Annotated in this window: 20 protein-coding genes; 6 read left to right on the top strand and 14 right to left on the bottom strand. The window is 36.6% G+C overall.

Annotation, left to right across the window (positions count from 1 at the left end; translation table 11 throughout):
* Nucleotides 1–218 precede the first annotated feature (218 nt).
* The 3 genes from BUC06_RS02525 to BUC06_RS02535 form a co-directional block, all read right to left on the bottom strand.
* Nucleotides 219–1,454, bottom strand: a complete 1,236-nt coding sequence (locus BUC06_RS02525) for a glycosyltransferase family 61 protein (RefSeq protein ID WP_073329346.1) — start codon at nucleotides 1,452–1,454, stop codon at nucleotides 219–221.
* 66 nt (nucleotides 1,455–1,520) lie between these two features.
* Nucleotides 1,521–2,708 (bottom strand): glycosyltransferase family 4 protein, encoded by a 1,188-nt coding sequence (locus BUC06_RS02530; RefSeq protein WP_073329349.1) that lies wholly within the window; start codon nucleotides 2,706–2,708, stop codon nucleotides 1,521–1,523.
* A complete protein-coding gene (locus tag BUC06_RS02535; protein ID WP_073329352.1) occupies nucleotides 2,705–3,682 on the bottom strand; it encodes a WaaS/CpsH family glycosyltransferase in 978 nt (325 codons plus the stop codon). The genes BUC06_RS02530 and BUC06_RS02535 overlap by 4 nt, the downstream gene beginning before the upstream one ends.
* Nucleotides 3,683–3,741: 59 nt before the next feature.
* Here BUC06_RS02535 and BUC06_RS02540 point away from each other — a divergent pair, with 59 nt between their 5' ends.
* Entirely contained in the window at nucleotides 3,742–4,821 is a 1,080-nt protein-coding gene (locus BUC06_RS02540) for a glycosyltransferase family 4 protein (protein ID WP_073329355.1), read from the top strand.
* Here the strand turns inward: BUC06_RS02540 and BUC06_RS02545 are convergent.
* From BUC06_RS02545 to pdxA, 9 genes are all read right to left on the bottom strand, one after another.
* Nucleotides 4,818–5,561: a polysaccharide deacetylase family protein gene (locus BUC06_RS02545; protein ID WP_073329358.1), complete on the bottom strand. Its 744-nt coding sequence runs from the start codon at nucleotides 5,559–5,561 to the stop codon at nucleotides 4,818–4,820. The two genes, BUC06_RS02540 and BUC06_RS02545, sit on opposite strands and share 4 nt — an antisense overlap.
* 383 nt (nucleotides 5,562–5,944) lie before the next feature.
* Nucleotides 5,945–6,700, bottom strand: coding sequence for a glycosyltransferase family 2 protein (locus BUC06_RS02550; RefSeq protein ID WP_073329360.1), 756 nt, complete (start codon nucleotides 6,698–6,700; stop codon nucleotides 5,945–5,947).
* Complete coding sequence (gene rocD / locus BUC06_RS02555; protein ID WP_073329363.1) at nucleotides 6,700–7,947, bottom strand: ornithine--oxo-acid transaminase; 1,248 nt, start codon at nucleotides 7,945–7,947, stop codon at nucleotides 6,700–6,702. Before rocD ends, BUC06_RS02550 begins: the two co-directional genes overlap by 1 nt.
* A gap of 400 nt (nucleotides 7,948–8,347) precedes the next feature.
* Entirely contained in the window at nucleotides 8,348–8,752 is a 405-nt protein-coding gene (gene tssD, locus BUC06_RS02560) for a type VI secretion system tube protein TssD (RefSeq protein WP_073329366.1), read from the bottom strand.
* Between the two features lie 329 nt (nucleotides 8,753–9,081).
* Nucleotides 9,082–10,437, bottom strand: a complete 1,356-nt coding sequence (accC, locus tag BUC06_RS02565; protein WP_073329369.1) for an acetyl-CoA carboxylase biotin carboxylase subunit — start codon at nucleotides 10,435–10,437, stop codon at nucleotides 9,082–9,084.
* 99 nt (nucleotides 10,438–10,536) lie between these two features.
* On the bottom strand, nucleotides 10,537–11,016 hold the full coding sequence (gene accB / locus BUC06_RS02570) for an acetyl-CoA carboxylase biotin carboxyl carrier protein (RefSeq protein WP_073329372.1): 480 nt from the start codon (nucleotides 11,014–11,016) through the stop codon (nucleotides 10,537–10,539).
* 127 nt (nucleotides 11,017–11,143) lie between these two features.
* Complete coding sequence (rpmF, locus tag BUC06_RS02575; protein ID WP_007843326.1) at nucleotides 11,144–11,347, bottom strand: 50S ribosomal protein L32; 204 nt, start codon at nucleotides 11,345–11,347, stop codon at nucleotides 11,144–11,146.
* A gap of 66 nt (nucleotides 11,348–11,413) precedes the next feature.
* On the bottom strand, nucleotides 11,414–11,950 hold the full coding sequence (locus BUC06_RS02580; protein WP_073329375.1) for a YceD family protein: 537 nt from the start codon (nucleotides 11,948–11,950) through the stop codon (nucleotides 11,414–11,416).
* 84 nt (nucleotides 11,951–12,034) lie between these two features.
* Nucleotides 12,035–13,126, bottom strand: coding sequence for a 4-hydroxythreonine-4-phosphate dehydrogenase PdxA (gene pdxA / locus BUC06_RS02585; RefSeq protein WP_073329378.1), 1,092 nt, complete (start codon nucleotides 13,124–13,126; stop codon nucleotides 12,035–12,037).
* A 48-nt stretch (nucleotides 13,127–13,174) separates the two neighbouring features.
* Here pdxA and BUC06_RS02590 point away from each other — a divergent pair, with 48 nt between their 5' ends.
* From BUC06_RS02590 to BUC06_RS02600, 3 genes are read left to right on the top strand one after another with little or no spacing between them, the layout of a single operon-like run.
* On the top strand, nucleotides 13,175–13,759 hold the full coding sequence (locus BUC06_RS02590) for a riboflavin synthase (protein WP_073329381.1): 585 nt from the start codon (nucleotides 13,175–13,177) through the stop codon (nucleotides 13,757–13,759).
* Nucleotide 13,760: 1 nt separating this feature from the next.
* Nucleotides 13,761–15,215, top strand: coding sequence for a sensor histidine kinase (locus BUC06_RS02595; protein ID WP_073329384.1), 1,455 nt, complete (start codon nucleotides 13,761–13,763; stop codon nucleotides 15,213–15,215).
* Nucleotides 15,215–15,910, top strand: a complete 696-nt coding sequence (locus tag BUC06_RS02600; RefSeq protein WP_073329386.1) for a tRNA1(Val) (adenine(37)-N6)-methyltransferase — start codon at nucleotides 15,215–15,217, stop codon at nucleotides 15,908–15,910. The genes BUC06_RS02595 and BUC06_RS02600 overlap by 1 nt, the downstream gene beginning before the upstream one ends.
* 76 nt (nucleotides 15,911–15,986) lie before the next feature.
* Here BUC06_RS02600 and BUC06_RS02605 read toward each other — a convergent pair whose 3' ends face one another.
* Entirely contained in the window at nucleotides 15,987–16,697 is a 711-nt protein-coding gene (locus tag BUC06_RS02605; protein WP_073329389.1) for a cell division ATP-binding protein FtsE, read from the bottom strand.
* Between the two features lie 154 nt (nucleotides 16,698–16,851).
* Entirely contained in the window at nucleotides 16,852–17,010 is a 159-nt protein-coding gene (gene rpmH / locus BUC06_RS02610) for a 50S ribosomal protein L34 (RefSeq protein WP_034701860.1), read from the bottom strand.
* 234 nt (nucleotides 17,011–17,244) lie between these two features.
* Between rpmH and BUC06_RS02615 the strand changes: the two genes are divergently transcribed.
* A complete protein-coding gene (locus BUC06_RS02615; protein WP_073329392.1) occupies nucleotides 17,245–18,252 on the top strand; it encodes a DHH family phosphoesterase in 1,008 nt (335 codons plus the stop codon).
* A gap of 85 nt (nucleotides 18,253–18,337) precedes the next feature.
* Complete coding sequence (locus BUC06_RS02620) at nucleotides 18,338–19,927, top strand: T9SS-dependent choice-of-anchor J family protein (protein WP_083563906.1); 1,590 nt, start codon at nucleotides 18,338–18,340, stop codon at nucleotides 19,925–19,927.
* Nucleotides 19,928–19,939: the final 12 nt, after the last annotated feature.

The raw sequence follows: 19,939 nt of genomic DNA on the forward strand, positions 1-19,939 counted from the left end.
ACAACCTCAAAATTTTTCATTCAATTATAATCGCAATTTGGCGGAGGAAATTTACATTATTTTTAGATATAATAATGTGATATATTAGAATTTAATGAAAATACAATAGTGTAATCTCTATAATAATTAAGGTTTTACAAGAATAGATCGTGTTTTGTGTATTTTTTTTAGATGATCATAAGGTTGATGAGAATGATTTTTAAAACAAATTATGCTTGTTAATGAATTGAAGAATTTGAATCAAATAGCTGCTGAAGCTGTTGGTTGAAAATTTCAGGATCAAGTTTGTAATCTTCATGAAAGCCTTCATCGTCTTGAGGGTAAATATAAAAATAAAGATCAAAATTGACTTCCTTGGCTAAAGTAGAGAAAATAGCAAAATCCCCCCATACAGCACTGTACCAGCTGAGACCTTTCGCTCCCGGTTTGGCAAACAAAACATTGGTCCATGCTGCTCCACTCGGTCCGATGATGTAGTCGGCATTATTGACCAGGTAGATTTGTTCGTGGATGTTCAGGTCTTCAAAAAATACTTCTTCGAATCCAAATGTTTTTGCCACTTCAAAGATTTCTTCGTCATTGTATTTTCGGTACTGTGATCTTCTTGAAATAAATATTTTTTTAACAGGATCTATGTGAACTTTACTAAGATTCAAATTGTCGAAGGCGATTTTTCTAAGAAACTGAAGAGACGATTTTGACAATTTTGCAAATCCGGGCTCATACACCTCTCCAGGCATAATATTCGGAATAGCATAGTTCGTACTGGTGATATGCCACAGTTTTTTGAAATGAAAATAGTTTTTGTCGTGGCTGAGGAATAATATTTTATAATCTTTCAGAAAGAAATATAAAAGATCTTTCAGGTTTTCCACCTTTTGTATTTCTTCGTCTATAATGATCAGTTTATTCTTAGCATCGGGGATATACTGGAAGAACTCAATCTTTGAAAGGATGTCTACCAGAAAATGATAATAATTAAAAGTAAAAGTTCCGCCCAGAAAAATCGCTTCCTCATCATAATATACATTCTTATAATTCTTTACCTTGGCAAGCGTTATTGAATGCTGCATTAAATTATTGGTATTGTAGACATAGATAATCCTGTCGTCATCATGCCATTTTTCATAGAATATTTTATCTTTCTTAAGATTTAAAAAGTAAGTGGAATTCGGTGTGCAGAGAACATTTTGAAGTGCAAAGATTTCGACTGCATTTTTAGGTGTTTTTACAGATCGCTGCGGAGCATGAAAAGTCTTAGGCAAATATAGTTCTGCCTCATGTTTTTCAGTGATTGTAATTTTTTCTGTGCAATATTCGGATGGTATAGAATCCAGCGGTAAAAAATCGGTAACCAGTCTTTTTGCTTTTCTGAAAAATGACTTGATATAATATTTTTTTCTAAGTGCTTTAAGCTGTTCTTCTAAATTTTCAATTTGTTCCTTTGCATTCATATTCTAAAACTTAGGATGAACTAAGAAATTAGGTCGTTATTTTCAGTGATCTATAAAATTGTATTTCTATATGATTTCCTGATAATACCTTATGGTTTCATCAACCATCTTATCAATACCGAATTGTAATTCTACCGATTTTCGGGCATGTAATGATAGCCTGTTTCTCAGATCTTTGTCTTTAAAAATAAGACTTATTTTTTCATGGAAATTTTCTTCCTCAGCAATCAGGCCATTGACAGGTTCTTCAATGATTTCTTTAAAGGAATCTATTGAAGAACATATAACAGGTTTCTGCATGGCCATTACTTCAAGCAAAGATAAGCTAAAATTTTCACCTTTGGAGGGGAAGCATACCACCTCTGCTTTGCTGATAAGCTGTACAATTTCTGCAGCTGATTTATTCCCATAAAAATGAACGGAATTTCTTATTTCTTTATCCTGAATATGTTCAGTAATATATTCGGGGTAATGATTAGGATTTCCTATGAAATGGAGGGATGCTTCGGGGTAATCTTTTTTAAGTTTAATAAAAGAACTGATCAGCGTTTCTGCGCCCTTTTCATAAGAAACATTTCCTAAATAGAAAACAGAATGGATGATCATTTCAGGATTATCCTCTGGCTTATAAAATTTTTCATCAATACCGTTATAGATGAGCTTTGAATTTTTAATGCCAAAAAGATTTTTATTAATCGTCTCATTGTACCGGGATATCGTAATGATATTTCCTGAATTTTTAAAAGCTTCCTGTTCACAAAAAATCCTTCCCTGATGAACTTTTTTATAGCCGAAATATTTTTCCAGAACAGACCAGGAACCGTGGCATCTGATCACATAAGGAATTCCCTCAGGGATGGAAAGCGCGAGACCATCAAAGTCATGGGTTTCTGCAACATCAAAATGAAGATTGTTTTTTTTTATCCAGGTATGGATGGTGTCGGATATTATTCTTTTCTCAGACAAATAAGTTTTAAAATGAATCTTTTCCAATGCCTTTACTTTTCCGGTAAAAGATCTTACCAGCTCAAGAAGAGGATTAGCTTTGAAAATATCTTTGATAGAATGGATATTCACTCCGTCTTCCTCAAGATCAAATGTATATTTTGAGATCAGGAAAACATGTACTGAAATTCCTCTTTTTACAAGTTCAGTACATAAGTTTTTATAAAAAACGCCTGTACCTCCTACTTTAGGGGTTCGGGAAGATTTGTATTCCCGGGTTACAATAAGTACATTTTTTATTTCTTTCATGAATTCAGTTTAAATACAGTATTTACCCAATGATCAAGAGTATACTTATAATAAACTTCTTCAGGCAGTTTTTCGTATGGAGTATTGAAAAAATCTTTTTTCACATTACGGAAATTCTTATCCAGTACCAAAATGTTGTTAGGATTGTAGAAATCATAAGTTTTGATGGTAGGATTGTCCGTAATGATCTTTTTTTCCAGAGCCATTGCTTCAAATATTCTGAAGCTGAGTCCGGTTTGGTCAGCACGCATCAGATCAAGAATGACTTTGGTGTTTTTATAATAAGCCGGCAGAGCGTGATGAGGTATTTTTTTTCTTCCGAACTTTAAAATATCGATATTCTTTTGATCAATGATCTGGTTCAGTTTGTTTTTCCAGCCTTTCTTTCCTGCGATATAGACTTCAAATTTTAGTTTCATAGAAGACACTCTGTTGATCAGCAGATTCAACGCCGTGAGTCTTTTCTGATCATAAGAAGTAATGTAAAACAGATCCAGCTTCGGATGCTGTCTGGACGCGGGAAGATAATCAAGATAATTGTAATTGGTAATCTTTTCAAATCCGAAGTTTTTCACATCCTGATCATCAAAAGAAAATACAGTGTCAAAATAATGTAAAAGATGGGTTGCGGGATTTCTGGCCATACTGTCATAAAGATAAGCGATATTCCGGTCTGCATATTCTCTTATCTTCTGATGAATGCTTTCTTCAATAGCTTCCGGATTGATCACAAGAATCTGATCCTGCTTACCAATTTTTTCCAGAGATTCCAATATGAAACTTTGTCTTTTGTGATATTTCGGGTTTTTTCCCAGAAAAATTTTACTGAAAGTGTTTTTTATACGCTCTCCGGTATTTTTATGGGTAAAGGCTCCGATGTTGATATGGCATGCCTGAATGCCTCTATCACTCAGTTTTTCCACTATGTGTTCATCATAATGCCAGAAATCGAAGCTGATTAAACAAATTTTCATACTGCAAAAATAAAAATTTCATATTTAAATTTATATTTTTGATGAAAAGCCTGACGATAATGACACAGAAAATTCTGATTGATGCCGAAAGATTGAAGTACCCGAAGTCGGGAATTGCCAACGTATGTGTTTCATTAATAAAGGGTCTGGACGAAAAACCGTCTGATTTTGAGTATACCTTTTACGGACCAAAAAAAAATATTCCACAGACGAAAAAAAACTTTAATATTATCAACTGGAGATTCTGGCAAAAGAAAATCTCAATCAATACCCAATCTTTTGCTCTGATCCATACGGCGCATCAGCTTTCTAAATATTTTCATACCGTAAAAAAAGGACAGAGAAAGGTAGTGACGCTCCATGATCTTAATTTTCTCCACGATGGGAGCTCAGAACAAAAAGTGAACAAAACCACTAAAGTCGTTCAGAAAAACATAGGGAATGCTGATGCAATAGTCTGTATTTCAGAATTCGTGAAAAATGATTTTATTAAAAACAAACATTTTTTTGCCCTAAAAAATAATGTCAAAGTGGAGGTGATTTACAATGGGTTGATCTTTCCTGAAAATTTAGAATTCAAATCTGAGAACAACTACAGTTTTATCGGAAAAAAATATATTTTAAATATTGGTGTTCTGTTTCCAAAGAAAAATCAGGAATCGCTTCTTGATCTTATTTCCCAGAATGACAGGGATTTAGTGCTTGTGACCTCTTCCGCAAAGTCTGCCTACAAAGAGAAATTTTTGGAAAAAATCAAGACATTGGGATTGGAAACCAGAGTACATATCCTGGAAAATGTAGATAACAGCGAAAAGTATTTCCTGCTTCAGAATTGCGAATCCTACTGTCATCCGTCATTAGCTGAAGGATTTGGAATTCCGCCTGTAGAGGCAATGTATTTTGGAAAGCCGGTATTTTTGAGTAAACTGACGAGTCTCCCTGAAATTGGAGGCGATCTGGCGTTTTATTTTGATAATTTCGAGGCAGAACACATGCAACATGTTTACGCGTCCGGAATGCAGGCTTACGGAGCCAGGGCAGATGAATATGCGATCCGGTTAAAAGAGAGGGCACTGAAATTTGGATATCAGGAAATGGCAGATGCTTACGAAAACCTTTACAGTGAACTGTTGAATTAAAGTTTAATCTTTCCGAGCCTCAGTTTCCATTTAAATACACTGAAACTGTCGCCTCCCTTGATATCGATCCTTTTGATTTCAAATTTATTTTTCCACGGATAGGAAGCGATGTTATTACCAATGCGCACTGCAGAAGTAATTCCGGCCTTTTCAAGCATGGCAAAGAATTCTTTTTTTTGTTCTCCCTTTTTGGGGAATTTTCCATAAGGGTAGGCAAGTACTTTTGTAAAAGGAATTTCTTTTTCTTCCAAGTTACGAATGTTCTCACGAAGATCATCCGCTGCTTCCTGAAGAGAGATCTGGGAATAATTTTTGTGAGCGTGGCTGTGCAATGCAATTTCAACATATTCGGGATTCAGAGACCTGATCTCTTCAAACGTCATCATATCACGGTTTTGATCGCTTTCATCGCTCTGGATAAGTCCGGTGGGTATGAAGATTGTAGCCTTAAGCTGATGCTTTTGCAATAGGGGAACCAGATATTGCAGATTGTTGAGATACCCGTCATCAAAAGTAAGAATGAGTTTATATTTCAGATGACTTTGGGTCGTGAGTTCGTTAAAGAATAAAGTGTTGTAATTCTTTTTAATGTATTCAAATTGTTTTTCCAGATCTTCGGCTGATACCGTAAGAAAATCTTTTCCGAAGATTTGCTTCTCCGGAAGAACTTTGTGATACATTAGGATACGGACACTTTCTGTGCTTGAAAATCCAAGAGTCCTTTTAACAAATCTGAGCATGGTTATCTGAGTTTTGGGATCGTTAATTTCATGGAATTTATTTCTATGAAAAATTATTTACGGTCCATATCATTCTGCTGTTTTTATCTTTAGGTTAATATATTACCTGATATACTGGTATGAGTCTACATAAATAGATATCTGTTACAGTATTCAAAATTAATTATTTATTGAACGCAGTAGCTTAAAAATACATTAAAATAAAATTTAAATTTCTGACCAATTAGTTATAAAACTAAAGAAAAGATGATCAATCGAGTCTTCAGGAAGATCAACTGAAGCGATCTGACTATATAAAGCAGATTAAAGATGTCGGATGATGAAAAAAGCCGGCTGCGATTTAAGTGGCAATCCGGCTTTTTTTATTGTCTATGTGAAAGAGACTATTTGAATTTTAGAATCTCGTTGATCTTGATATATTTCAGAAACGTATAAAATGCTCCGGTGATCGAAATATAAAATCCCGCCACCCCATCCAGAAAACCAAGCTTAAAAAAATAGGTTTTCATAAAATCATAAAATGGGGAAAATATAATCTTAAAAAGAGAGACCGATTTTCCGTTGGAAACCTTTTTTTCTGCCATCAACTGAGTATAATTATTAATCTTCTCAATATGATGAGCAATGCTTTTATAAGTATAATGATTGATATTTCCAGGAAGTTTACCTTTTTTGTCCTTCGTAATAAAGCACTCGTGGACAAGATCATCCGTATATTTTCCGTGACCTTTCTTGAAAAATCTTTCTCTCCATACATTACCCCAGCCTCCATATTTGATGGTTTTGCTCAGCAGGATATTGTTGAAGTGAATCTCATATACCTTATAAGTGGGGTTAGAGCTTTTTAAAATTTCTTTAATGGCATTCACTGCTGTTTCATCCGGAACCTCGTCAGAATCCAGGAACAGAATCCATTCCCCTGAAGCTTCAGACAGGGTATAGTTTTTCTGACAGCCGAAGCCGCGAAATTTTTTTCTGATAAATTTTACTTTTGGAAATCCGGTACAAATCTCCTCAGTTTTGTCTGTGGAAAAAGAATCAACGATAATGATCTCATCAGCTATTTCGTAAATGCTATTGATACTTTTCTCTATGATTCTTTCTCCATTTAAAACAATATAACAGACTGATAACTTCATTAACGAAATTCTGTAATAGTTTTTTCAATGATTTTAACGCAGTCTAAAAGCTGCTCTTCTGTAATCACCAAAGGCGGTGCCAATCTGATGATATTTCCGTGTGTAGGTTTTGCAAGAAGACCATTTTCTTTCAGCTGAAGACATAAGTTCCATGCTGTAGAGCTGTCCGGAGTATCATTGATTAAAATAGCATTTAAAAGACCTTTTCCTCTTACTTTGGTAATAAGGCTGTTCTTCTCAATAATTTTTTCGATCTCAGATCTGAAAAGCTGCCCTAGCTGTTCTGCTCTTTCAGAAAGTTTTTCATCAGCAACTACATCCAAAGCTGCTACTGCCACTGCACATGCAATTGGATTTCCTCCGAAAGTAGAACCGTGCTGTCCAGGCTTGATGACATTCATGATGTTGTCATTCGCCAATACTGCTGATACAGGATACATTCCTCCTGAAAGTGCTTTTCCTAAGATCAGAATATCCGGCTGTACATTTTCGTGATGGCACGCAATCAGTTGTCCTGTTCTTGCAATCCCCGTCTGAACCTCGTCAGCGATGAAAAGAACGTTATGCTTCTTACACAGTTCAGAAGCATTTTTCAGAAAACCTTCGTCCGGAACATAAACACCAGCTTCACCCTGAATAGGCTCTACTAAAAATGCGGCAATATTTCCTGCTTCTCTGTTCAGTACTTCTTCAAGTGCTGAAGTATCGTTGTAAGGGATTTTTATAAATCCGGGAGTAAAAGGACCATAGTTCTGATTGGCATCGGGATCATTAGAGAAAGAAACAATGGTTGTTGTTCTTCCGTGGAAATTATTTTCACAAACAATGATCTTAGCTGCATTTTCTGAAATTCCTTTTACTTCATAGCTCCATTTTCTGGCCAATTTTACGGCTGTTTCTACTGCTTCAGCTCCGGAATTCATTGGAAGAACCTTGTCGAATCCGAAAAGAGTCGTGATTTTCTGCTCGTACTCTCCTAGGTTTGAATTGTAAAATGCTCTTGAAGTCAGGGCCAGTTTCTGAGCCTGATGTACTAAAGCTGCTACAATTTTTGGGTGGGAATGTCCTTGGTTCACAGCAGAATATGCTGAAAGAAAATCATAATATTTCTTGCCCTCTACGTCCCATACAAAAACGCCTTCTCCGCGGTCAAGAACCACTGGAAGAGGGTGATAGTTATGCGCTCCATGTTTGTCTTCAAGGTCAATAAAATACTGTGAGTTTTTTGCTGTTGCTGCTGTTGACATATGTTTTGGTTTTCGACAAATTTAAGCATTATTAATGAGATGCATAAACAAAAACGTAATGTGGTACACGACAGTAATTAAAGTGTATTTTAAGGGTACATTACGCTGTTTTAGAAAATATTTATTTCACAAATCGGGCAATGCAGGTTTTATATCTTTGACAAGATGGTTTTTTTTCTTTGAAGTTTTGACGAAAAGAGATATCCGTTTTTAAGGTAATACTTTCGTGTTATTTTTTAGGGTACTGTTTTTGCCACTTTTCTAAATATTTTTCATCTTATATTATTGGTAACTTCTGTAATTAGAAATGAATAGGGATCGTCAAAAAAAGACAGAACAGCATCCCTAAAGCCGGGAATACTATTCTGTCTGCTGTTTTTTGGATGTAGGAATTATATTCTTAAGATGGCCATTCTCCTCTGTAAGAAGAATTTCCAAGATCAATTTGTTCTGCACTGATCACAAAAGTAATATACATACTGTTTTCATCTACTGCATCGAAATCTAATTCATGCTGGATCACATAACCGTTCTCCCATTTTAAAGTAGTTAATGTTCCTTCTTCGTGAGACTTGTTGAATGTTACTTCTCCGGTTGTCGGCTTGTATTTTCCGTTAAGAAGGCTTTCCAGGATATCTGATTTTTCAGTGGCTTCCACTGTAAGTTTGATCAGTGCATTAGACGGGTCTGATGCAACTCTTCCTGATACGTCTGTAGAGCGGGATACACTGTAGTTAAGTTTTAATAACTTTTGTCCTTCACCGCCATTGAATTTTAAAATTCCTCTTGAATTTCTGTCTGCCATGATTAGTAAATTTTAATTGTTAATATTGTGTGGTTTGTTATTTTATGTCACCAAAAATAGAAGTAATTATAGTATCAAAAAAAAAAAATTGAATAAATTTTAAAAAGTGTCGTAATTCTTCGACTAACAAGTGTTAGGGTTGCTGTTTGTTGGCTGTCAGTGGTTTAAGTTTTTTGTAGGTAGCATTTATTAACTTCTTATTGACAGGACCATTAATGAATGACAGAAAAAGCGTTTCAATATTTCTTATTAAAATAAACAATATCAAAACCTCAGAAATAAAAAAACTGCCCCGAAAGAGGCAGTTTACAATTTATAGATCAATAATCTTAGTGATTATCATATTTTTTATCCATTACAAAATCCTCCATGAATTTCGTTGTATAGTTTCCTGCAAGATAATCTTCATTATCCATCAGTTGTCTGTGGAAAGGAATGGTAGTTTTCACTCCCTCGATATAAAATTCTTCCAATGCACGTCTCATTTTAGCAATAGCTTCTTCACGGGTTTGAGCCGTAGTGATAAGCTTGGCAATCATTGAGTCATAGTTAGAAGGAATACTATATCCTGAATAAACGTGAGTGTCTACTCTGATTCCGTGCCCACCGGGAATATTCAATCCTGTGATTTTCCCCGGAGATGGTCTGAAGTCTGCATAAGGATCTTCAGCGTTGATTCTACATTCAATAGAGTGCAGTTTCGGATAGTAGTTGATTCCTGAAATAGGAGTTCCTGCAGCAAGAAGGATTTGTTCTCTGATCAGATCATAATCAATTACCTGTTCCGTGATCGGGTGTTCTACCTGGATTCTTGTATTCATTTCCATGAAATAGAAATTTCGGTGTTTGTCTACAAGGAATTCAATAGTACCTACGCCTTCGTATCCAATGAATTCTGCAGCTTTTACGGCTGCTTCACCCATTTTCTCACGAAGTTCGTCAGTCATGAACGGAGAAGGAGTTTCTTCTGTCAGTTTCTGATTTCTTCTCTGTACAGAACAGTCTCTTTCAGAAAGGTGACATGCTTTTCCGTATTGGTCACCGGCAACCTGAATTTCAATATGTCTGGGCTCTTCAATCAGTTTTTCCATGTACATTCCTCCGTTTCCGAAGGCAGCTACAGCTTCCTGAATAGCAGATTCCCAGTGATCTTTAAGGTCTTCCTCTTTCCATACAGCTCTCATCCCTTTTCCACCACCACCTGCAGTAGCTTTGATCATGACAGGGTATCCTGTTTCTGCAGCTACTTTTACAGCATGCTCGTAAGATTCAATCAATCCGTCAGAACCTGGTACACAAGGTACCCCTGCGGCCTTCATGGTAGCTTTGGCATTGGCTTTATCACCCATTTTTTCGATCTGTTCAGGAGAAGCACCAATAAACTTGATGTTATTTTTCTGACAGATTCTGGAGAAGTTAGCATTTTCAGACAGGAATCCGTAACCTGGATGGATGGCATCTGCATTGGTGATTTCTGCCGCCGCAATAATGTTAGGGATTTTTAGGTATGAGTCTTTGCTCATAGGAGGACCTATACAAACTGCTTCATCAGCAAATCTTACGTGAAGACTGTCTTTGTCTGCAGTAGAGTATACCGCAACGGTTTTGATCCCCATTTCTTTGCACGTACGTAAAATACGCATTGCAATTTCGCCACGATTGGCTATTAATATTTTTTTGAACATCTTCTTCAATTTGAAAATTAGATAATTTGAAAATTAGATAATGTTATTTTGAATGCAGAATTGAGTCTAACATCTAATGTCTAACATCTAACCTCTAAATTAAGATGGATCTACTAAGAATAAAGGCTGGTCGTATTCTACCGGAGTGGCATCATCTACCAAAATTTTCACGATTTTTCCGCTGATCTCAGAATCGATCTGGTTGAATAACTTCATTGCTTCGATTACACAAACTACTTTTCCTACAGAAACCTCGTCACCTACGTTAACGAATACATCTTTATCCGGAGATGGTTTTCTGTAGAAAGTACCGATCATTGGAGACTTGATTGTAACGTATTTGCTGTCATCAGATACAGGTTCAGCCTTTTCAGCTGGTGCTGCAGGAGTTGCTACCTGTGCCGGAGCTGCTGCTGTCTGAGGAGCTGTGTGGTAAACTGCTGGCTGTGCATAAACCGCGTCGCTGCCTGCTAATGGAGTTTTAATAGTGATTTCGAAATCTTTAGTTTTGTATTTCACTTCTGAAACTTCAGCCTTAGATACAAACTTGATAAGATTTTGTATGTCTTTAATGTCCATAAATTTGATATTTGATTTTGTCCCAAAGATACCAAAAAAACATAAAAAACAACAAAAAACCGCCCAATTTTATCAAAATTGGGCGGTTTTTGTATTAAAATGAGGCTTTTTCAGTGAAAAGCGACTCTTAGTTTTCTTCTGTAGTTGCTACTTCTTTTTCCAATACTACTTTACCTCTGTAGTAAAGTTTTCCTTCATGCCAGTGAGCTCTGTGGTAAAGGTGAAGTTCACCAGTTGTTGCATCTTTCGCTAATTGAGGAACTACTGCTTTATAATGAGTTCTTCTCTTATCTCTTCTTGTGGACGACTGTCTTCTCTTAGGATGTGCCATTTTGAATAACTTTTTTAATTGATGAGCGATGAGATTCATCATCTCATCATATTTAAATTATTTTATTTAATTATTGTCTTTTAACTTTCTCAGTGCTTCCCATCTCGGGTCGCTCTCATGTTCTTCTTCCTCTTCTTCAGATTCCTCAATATCTTTTGGACTGAACCTGTTTAAGATTTCAAGATCTTCATCGCTTACATTCGGTGAAACTTTTTTCATCGGTATAGAAAGCTGTACATTTTCATAGATCAGTTGAGCCACATTAAAGGCATGATCTGAGCTGGGAATAGTAATGACATCTTCATTGCTGTCGTCATATTCTTCACCAAAATGTACCAAAATTCCAATCTCGTTTTCAACAGGATAATCGAATTCTTCATTGGTGAGGTCACAAATGAGCTCTACTGTCCCGTCTACTTTGATCTCAAATTCTAAAAAGGTAGTATGCTTTTCCAGAAAAACATCAGCTACTATTTTAGGATTTGTAAATTCCTGTTCAGTGTCAAATAATTGAAAGAACGTATGATCTATCTCAAATTTGAACACGTGCTTTCCGTTTTTAAGTCCGGAAAAGCTTACGTCATAGTTTCTTAACTTGTCCATAAAATGAGTGTGCAAAAATATGCAATTTTTTTATAATAACAAATAAAATCCATAACAAATTAATTTAAAATTTGTTTTAACGAATTATGCCTCATTTTCATCAGGCAGATCCTCATCTACACCGGTATCAACAGATACTTTTCTCGGTTGCATACGGTTGGTCATCAGATCATTATATTCGCTTCTGTTCTTGAATATCTTAATAGCAGTGAAGATGGCTTCTGTAAAACTCTGTTCATCTGCTATGTTTTTTCCTGCAATATCATACGCCACTCCATGGTCTGGAGAGGTTCTGATAAATGGAAGTCCTGCAGTATAATTCACCCCTTCTTCATACGCTAATGTTTTGAATGGAGCCAGTCCCTGATCGTGGTACATGGCTAATACAGCATCAAACTTTTTATATTTATTAGGCTGGAAAAAGCTGTCTGCAGGATAAGGTCCAAAGGCTAATATTCCATTGTCAGAAAGTTCTTTAATAGCAGGTTCTATGATCTCTATTTCCTCTTTTCCGATTACGCCTCCGTCTCCTGCGTGAGGGTTCAGTCCTAATACTGCAATTTTTGGCTTCTGAATGCAGAAATCTTCAATCAGCGTTTGATTCAGGGCTCTGATCTGTTTTTTAATTTTTTCTTTGGAAATATTTTCCGCAACACTGGCAATGGGTATGTGATGGGTGGAAACAGCTACTTTAAGATCCTCTGTAACTAAGAACATCAGTCCTTTTTTACTGAATTTTTCCTCAAAATATCCTGTATGTCCGGCATGTTTGAAACCCATTTTTACCATTTCATCCTTGTTGATAGGAGCAGTAACAAGAACGTCAATATCTCCTTTCATTAAAGCTTCGGTGGCCAGTTCCAAAGAATCGATAGCCATTTGGGTCGATTCCTGTGTCGGAGTTCCCAATTCTACATTCACATTATCCTTTACCAGGTTCACCATATTCAGTTTTCCTGCCTGAGCCTGTGATGCTTCGTTGATGTAGTTGAAATTAAGATTTAGCTTGAAAATATTTTTCTGGAAGGTGAATAACTTTCCCGAGCCAAAAATCACCGGAGTGAAAAAGTCCGTAATGGTTTTGTCTTTCAGAGACTTCATGATGATCTCCGGACCGATGCCGTTAAAATCACCTATTGAAATTCCTACTCGTACTTTGTGGTTTTTTGGGCTCATTTTGATTATCTTTGAAGATTATAATTTACAAATTTAGCAAAAAATAATATGTTCACAGGAATTATTGAAGCAGTTGGTGTTATTGAAAAGATTGAAGAAAAAGGAAGTAACATCAATTTTACATTAACATGCCCTTTTACCAGCGAATTAAAAATAGACCAAAGCCTTGCTCATAACGGCTGTTGCCTGACGGTTGTTGAAATTAAAGATAATCAGTACGTGGTAACGGCAATCAACGAAACATTAGAAAAGACAAATCTTGGACAATGGAAGGAAGGAACCGTGGTTAACCTTGAAAGATGCATGAAGATGGATGGAAGGTTAGACGGACATATTGTACAGGGACATGTGGATAAAACCGGTGAAGTAGCAGGGATAGAAAATAAAGACGGAAGTTATTTTATTACGGTTAAATACGAAGATGAAGGCCAGTTTGTAACCGTTCCACAAGGTTCCATTACCGTAAACGGAATCAGTCTTACAGTGGCAAAAAGTGAAGATACACAGTTTTCAGTGGCCATTATTCCTTATACCTGGGAGTTTACTAATATGAAGCATCTTAAAATCGGAGACAAAGTTAATTTAGAATTTGACATCATTGGTAAGTATATTGCTAGGTTAATTAAAAAGTAGGATGTCAATAAGTAAATACAAAGGATACAGTCTAAGGAACCGGGTATTTTTCGGGTTCCTGCTTGTATGTTTTTTAAGTGTTGTTGCGACATCGCTGGTTCCCTATTTTGTCTTGAGGAACAATTCTCTGCAGCAGAGCAATATTGATATGCAGGAGAAGACCAATGCGGTAATGAGGTATCTGGACTATGCAGTGAGCCGCACCCTTGTAGAGACAGAGGATCTGCCAAAGGTGTTGGGTAATAAAATCTTCGAAATAGCAGATATCAACCAACATGATATTGTGATCTATGATCTGAAGGGAAGTTATCTTCTTTCCAATAAAGATGAAAGTCTTATCGATCAGAAAACAATTCCCATCAATATTGTCAATAAAATTCTGGCCACAGATTCCAGAGTTGATATCAGAGGCTACGATAAAACCAAAGATGCAGGACGCACTTCATCCTATCTCCTTTTGAAAAACAATGAACTTGAACCGATAGGCATTGTATACATTCCTTTGTATCATAATGAATCCGCCTATCTGGATGTTCTTCACCAGTATATCAAATATATTCTTTTGGTAGATATTTTCCTTATTCTTTTCAGTATCTGGATAAGCTGGGTGACTTCTAACAGTCTTGCAAAAAATATTACTAAATTTTCTGATATGATTACCCGTATTACATTATTTGAAAATGAAATGCGTCCTATCAGGTACTATAAAAATGATGAGCTTAATGCCCTGGCCAGAGCTTATAACAGGATGATCTTGCAGATTCAGGACCAGAAAGAAAGACTGCGTTTTAAGGCGTCTGAAGAAGCATGGAGAGAAATGGCAAAGCAGGTAGCGCATGAGGTGAAGAACCCGCTTACCCCAATGAAACTTACCATTCAGAATTTTGAAAGAAAATTTGATCCTGAAGATCCGAATATCAGAGAAAGAGTAAAACAGATGAGCAAAACCATGGTAGATCAGATTGACCTGATTGCTACTGTTGCCTCTGCTTTCTCAGAATTTGCAAAACTTCCGGAAAAAAATAATGAGGTGATCAACCTTAATACAGAAGTTGAAGATATTCTGCGTGTTTTCAATGACGACAGTATATTTATGCATTCCAATAAGACTAATATTATGATCAATATGGATAGAATTTATCTTTCCAGAATCATTACCAATCTTGTAACGAACGCAAAACAGGCTCAGAGTGAAGAGCGTAAACTGATAATTAATGTAGATGTGGAACAGCATCAGAGAAGAGTAATGATTTCCGTACAGGATAACGGGATAGGAATTCCTGAAAATATGTACGAAAGAATATTTGAGCCCAATTTTACCTCTAAAAACAGTGGAATGGGACTTGGACTTTCTATGGTAAGAAAAATGATTGAAGACTACAAAGGTGAAATCGCTGTGAAATCAGAAGTAGGAAAGGGTTCTACATTTACGATAACACTTCCTACGAATTTATAGTGAAACCTTTTACATTTAAATATTTCGAAATTCAGCAGTCAAAAGACGTCTTCCGGGTAGGAACAGATGGTGTTTTGCTGGGTGCTTTAGCTAATGTGGCCCATGCTTGGGAAGTTTTAGAAATAGGAACAGGAACAGGCCTGATTTCATTAATGCTTGCCCAAAGAAATACACAGGCATTTTTTCTTGGACTTGATATTAATAAGGAGGCTGCTTTACTAACCCAAACGAATTTTGAACATTCCCCTTTTCATTTAAGATTAAAAAATAGTCATCAGGATCTTAAAACCTTTGAAACAGAGAAGAAATTTGATCTGATTGTTTCCAATCCTCCCTATTTTGAAGAGTCAGGTTCCGGTAAAGACAAAATTGCCCGTCAAACCGTAGAGTTGAATTTTCAGCAACTTATCGCAGCTTCTGCCAAATTGTTGTCTGGGAAAGGTATTTTGTCGGTTATTATTCCTGCTGAGGCGGGCGATGGTTTTATTCAAATTGCTTTGGATAATAACCTGTTTCTCACCCGGAAAATCAATATTAAAGGAATTGAAAACTCAAAAACGAAAAGATTAGTTCTTGAATTTTCATCTGCAGAATTGCCGGTTGAGGTATCTGATTTTGTCATAGAAAAAAGTCCGAGACAATACTCGGACCAATATCTTGAACTCACAAAAGAGTTTCATGTCTTTAAAAAATAGAAGTTAGAAATAAGAGATTAGATGATAAAAGTCTAGCCTATCTTTTCAAATTTCTAATTCTTTGAATTTTTCAATCTTACTCGAATAATTCTGCTGTATCCAGTACAGATACCTTTCCGTCCTCACATCTGATCGCTTCTCCCGGGAAGTTCTGGATCATGTGGTAGTCATGTGTTGCCATGACTACAGCGGCTCCGTTTTCAAGGGCTACCTGCTTCAGGAGGGTCATGATTTCATTGGATGTTTCCGGGTCAAGGTTTCCTGTAGGCTCATCGGCTAAGATAAGGTCAGGATGGTTAAGTAAAGCTCTCGCGATAGCAACACGCTGTTGTTCTCCTCCTGAAAGCTCATGAGGCATTTTGTGCTTCTTGCTTTTCATGTTGACACTTCCCAGTACTTCGTTGATGCGGTCCTCCATTTTTACTTTATCATTCCATCCTGTTGCTTCAAGAACGAATTTTAAGTTTTTCTCAACGGTTCTGTCGGAAAGTAACTGGAAATCCTGGAATACAATTCCTAATTTTCTTCTCAGGTTAGGGATGTCTGAAGGTCTCAGCTTGGCCAGTTCAAAGCCTACCACAGCTCCATGTCCTGATGCTAAAGGAATGTGCCCGTAAAGCGTTTTCAAAAGTGAACTTTTTCCGGAACCTGTCTTTCCGATAAGGTAGCAGAATCTGCCTTTTTTGATGTTAAGATTAACGTCAGTAAGAACAGTGAAGTTTTTTTGCGCAATTTTTGCGTGCTGTAAGCTTATAATATTATCTCCGGAGATATTTGTATGCGGCATAATTCAGTTTTATCGTGCTATTTCTAAAATATTTTTTCAGATCTTAAAAATAGAAAAAAGAAGCTTAAAAAACCTAAACTTTAGGAAATTTTAACAACAAAAAATGCCTGAAAAACTTCTTTTCAAGCATGATTTGTATATGATATCCGAGATATTATCTCTTAGCGCGTGCAGCACTAACAGTTAAACTCTTTCTGCCTTTAGCTCTTCTTGCTGCCAAAACTCTTCTACCATTTGGCGTAGACATTCTTTCTCTGAAACCGTGTTTGTTTCTTTTCTTTCTTTCTGATGGCTGGAATGTTCTTTTACTCATTACTATATATTTAAATCGTAATTAATCTATTAATTTTCAGGTTGCAAAGATATAGAAATTTTTAAAAGTTACAAATTTTAGTCATCTTTTTTTAGAAATTATTTGAAATGTTTTTGATCCTATTCTCTATAACCCGCGAATGGAAATGAAATCCGGGGGCGGAAATTATATTGAAATGATTTATTTAAAAGCTCTATCTTTGAAAACTCAAATTTAAAGAAAAATAAACACACGATGTTTACACCAACAGAACTTTTAGATATCAGTACGCTACTTACGCCTGAAAACAAGATCGTTATCCTTACTCATTATAATCCGGACGGAGATGCAATAGGTTCCAGTCTGGGGTTAAAACATTATTTGAGAGCAAAAGGAATTCCGGCAGAAGTGATTGTTCCAAATGATTTTCCAAAATTTCTGAAATGGATGCCGGAGTCTAAAAAGGTGATCATCGGAGAGTATAAGAGAAAATATGCATTTGAGCTTATCAGTGGAGCAGATGTAATTTTTTGCCTTGATTTTAATTCTCCTTCAAGAATAGGATTATTAGGGGAGTGGCTGACTAAAGCCAAGGCTAAGAAAATTCTTATCGACCATCATCAACAGCCGGAGGTGTTTGATTTCGTGTATTCTGACACCGTAATCCCTGCTACTTCACAGATGATCTATCATTTTATTGAAGCAATGAATGATGAGAAGCTGGTTAATCAGGATATTGCAGAATGTCTTTATACGGGAATTATGACTGATACGGGCGGTTTCCGTTTTCGTTCTACAAGTGCAACCACGCACCGTATTATCGCCAATCTGATTGAAAAAGGAGCAGATCCTTCCATTATCACTTCAAATACATGGGATACCAACACCGTTTCCCGTCTTCACCTTCTTGCTTTGGTATTAGGAAGAATAGAAGTAGTGAATAATGGTAAGGTAGCCTTACTTTCTCTCACAAGAAACGAATTGAAAGAGTACGGATTCCAGAAAGGGGATACGGAAGGTTTCGTTAACTATGGGCTGAGTATTGCAGGAGTAAAAATGGCAGCATTTTTTATGGAAGATTTATATGATGATTTCATTAAAATTTCTTTTAGAAGTAAAGATGATGTAGATGTGAATCAGTTCTCCAGAAAATATTTTAATGGAGGCGGGCATATCAATGCAGCAGGTGGAAAATCTGATGGATCCCTGAGTAGCACCATCGAAGATTTTAAACGTTTTCTTGGAGAAGGAGAAATTCATTAAGTCATAAAGAATGGACTTATAGTTTGTTTTGTTTGTAAATTTATTGTACTTTAGGCAGTGAATTAATGAAAAAACAAATTATTTTATGAAAACAAAATTACTTACGATGTTGTTTGCATTGCCGTTTATGGCCAATGCGCAATTTTTTCAAAACTTTGATGCAGGTACCACAACTCCCGCCGGATGGAGTGTAATTAACGGAGGAGATACCAACGGGTTTACTTTTGGCCCGGGAGCTCCGAGAAGTGTGTACTCGTTACCTAATGCAGCGCAAATTAATTTCAGTACTGCAGCTCATGATGATTTTTTAGTAACTCCTGCCATTACGGTAGTAGCAGGTGTTAATGACAGACTTACCTATTTTGTGAAGAATCAGGACCCTAATTATGTGGAAAGCTACGCTGTTAAATTATCTACTACAACAGCCACTGCAGCTGCCTTTACCACCATACTTACCCCTTTGACCCCTGCTCCAAGTAAATGGACCTTCTTCTCAGTAGATCTTTCTTCTTATGTAGGACAAACAGTGTATGTAGGATTTCACTCCACTTCTGCAGATATGTTCAGATTGCTGTTTGATGATGTAAGCAGTGATACTGCGCCTACGGTCGTTCCCAATTGTGTTGCTGCTTTAACTTCACCAAGCAATGGAGCAACAGGAGTAAATCCAAATTCGGTAACATTGACATGGACAGCGCCAACCTCAGGACCAAAAGTAGACAGCTACGATCTGTATCTGGACACCAACCCCAATCCAACCACGCTGGTGGCCAGCAATTATTTATTTGCTGATTTTACAACATTATTGGGAAATACCACCTACTATTGGAAAGTGGTCGCTAAAAATGCTGCCGGTGCAGCGGTCGGATGTCAAACTTCAAGTTTCACAACCGGAGAATCATTTGCTCCCTATTGCTATGGAAACCTATTATTTACAAGTGGTATAGAGCCTATTACGTCTGTTCAGTTAAGAAGTATGACCAATACTTCTTCAGAAGCATTAACAAGTCCTGCCCACGAAAATTTTGCTAACAGAAATGTTTCAGTGGAACAGGGCGGAACTTATCCGATAACCTTCAAAGGCAATACAGACGGGAATAATTCAAATAGATTTATTGTCTACATAGACTGGAATCAGGATGGAGATTTCTTAGATACTGGAGAAGTGTTTTTTGGAACGGCAGCTACTGCAGTAACATTAGTGAACTCCACCGGTATAGATACCAAAACAGCTACCGGAAATATTGTTGTTCCGGCTACAGCAACATTAGGAAAGACCAGAATGAGAGTGAAAAAGACGTACGGTTCAACCATTTACTTAAGTCCTTGTTATTCTTCAGGTACAACGCTTACGGCTACTTCAGGAACAACGGCTTACGGACAAGCTGAAGATTACAGTATTACCATCGTTCCTGCCGGATCACTGGCGGTAAATGAAACGAATGCGAAAACAAAATTAGCCGTATATCCGAATCCAATGCAGGATATTTTAAATATTTCAGCAGCAGACAGAAAAGTAACAGAAGTGACCTTCTATTCTGCTGAGGGCAGATTGGTTAAATCTGTTAAAGAAAATGTTTCTGTAATTCAGACGAATGATTTGAAATCAGGAGTGTATGTTGTTAAAGTAAAAACAGCAGATTCTGAACAGACATTTAAGGTCATCAAAGAATAATTATACTTAATA

Origin of the sequence: Chryseobacterium carnipullorum, from assembly GCF_900142785.1 — a bacterium.
In the GTDB taxonomy this organism is placed as follows: domain Bacteria; phylum Bacteroidota; class Bacteroidia; order Flavobacteriales; family Weeksellaceae; genus Chryseobacterium; species Chryseobacterium carnipullorum.

Excerpts from the sequence above, each read along its gene's own strand:
- BUC06_RS02525 (WP_073329346.1), bottom strand. The coding sequence starts at position 1,454 with ATGAATGCAAAGGAACAAATTGAAAATTTAGAAGAACAGCTTAAAGCA.
- BUC06_RS02530 (WP_073329349.1), bottom strand. The coding sequence starts at position 2,708 with ATGAAAGAAATAAAAAATGTACTTATTGTAACCCGGGAATACAAATCT.
- BUC06_RS02535 (WP_073329352.1), bottom strand. The coding sequence starts at position 3,682 with ATGAAAATTTGTTTAATCAGCTTCGATTTCTGGCATTATGATGAACAC.
- BUC06_RS02540 (WP_073329355.1), top strand. The coding sequence starts at position 3,742 with ATGACACAGAAAATTCTGATTGATGCCGAAAGATTGAAGTACCCGAAG.
- BUC06_RS02545 (WP_073329358.1), bottom strand. The coding sequence starts at position 5,561 with ATGCTCAGATTTGTTAAAAGGACTCTTGGATTTTCAAGCACAGAAAGT.
- BUC06_RS02550 (WP_073329360.1), bottom strand. The coding sequence starts at position 6,700 with ATGAAGTTATCAGTCTGTTATATTGTTTTAAATGGAGAAAGAATCATA.
- rocD (WP_073329363.1), bottom strand. The coding sequence starts at position 7,947 with ATGTCAACAGCAGCAACAGCAAAAAACTCACAGTATTTTATTGACCTT.
- tssD (WP_073329366.1), bottom strand. The coding sequence starts at position 8,752 with ATGGCAGACAGAAATTCAAGAGGAATTTTAAAATTCAATGGCGGTGAA.
- accC (WP_073329369.1), bottom strand. The coding sequence starts at position 10,437 with ATGTTCAAAAAAATATTAATAGCCAATCGTGGCGAAATTGCAATGCGT.
- accB (WP_073329372.1), bottom strand. The coding sequence starts at position 11,016 with ATGGACATTAAAGACATACAAAATCTTATCAAGTTTGTATCTAAGGCT.
- rpmF (WP_007843326.1), bottom strand. The coding sequence starts at position 11,347 with ATGGCACATCCTAAGAGAAGACAGTCGTCCACAAGAAGAGATAAGAGA.
- BUC06_RS02580 (WP_073329375.1), bottom strand. The coding sequence starts at position 11,950 with ATGGACAAGTTAAGAAACTATGACGTAAGCTTTTCCGGACTTAAAAAC.
- pdxA (WP_073329378.1), bottom strand. The coding sequence starts at position 13,126 with ATGAGCCCAAAAAACCACAAAGTACGAGTAGGAATTTCAATAGGTGAT.
- BUC06_RS02590 (WP_073329381.1), top strand. The coding sequence starts at position 13,175 with ATGTTCACAGGAATTATTGAAGCAGTTGGTGTTATTGAAAAGATTGAA.
- BUC06_RS02595 (WP_073329384.1), top strand. The coding sequence starts at position 13,761 with ATGTCAATAAGTAAATACAAAGGATACAGTCTAAGGAACCGGGTATTT.
- BUC06_RS02605 (WP_073329389.1), bottom strand. The coding sequence starts at position 16,697 with ATGCCGCATACAAATATCTCCGGAGATAATATTATAAGCTTACAGCAC.
- rpmH (WP_034701860.1), bottom strand. The coding sequence starts at position 17,010 with ATGAGTAAAAGAACATTCCAGCCATCAGAAAGAAAGAAAAGAAACAAA.
- BUC06_RS02615 (WP_073329392.1), top strand. The coding sequence starts at position 17,245 with ATGTTTACACCAACAGAACTTTTAGATATCAGTACGCTACTTACGCCT.
- BUC06_RS02620 (WP_083563906.1), top strand. The coding sequence starts at position 18,338 with ATGAAAACAAAATTACTTACGATGTTGTTTGCATTGCCGTTTATGGCC.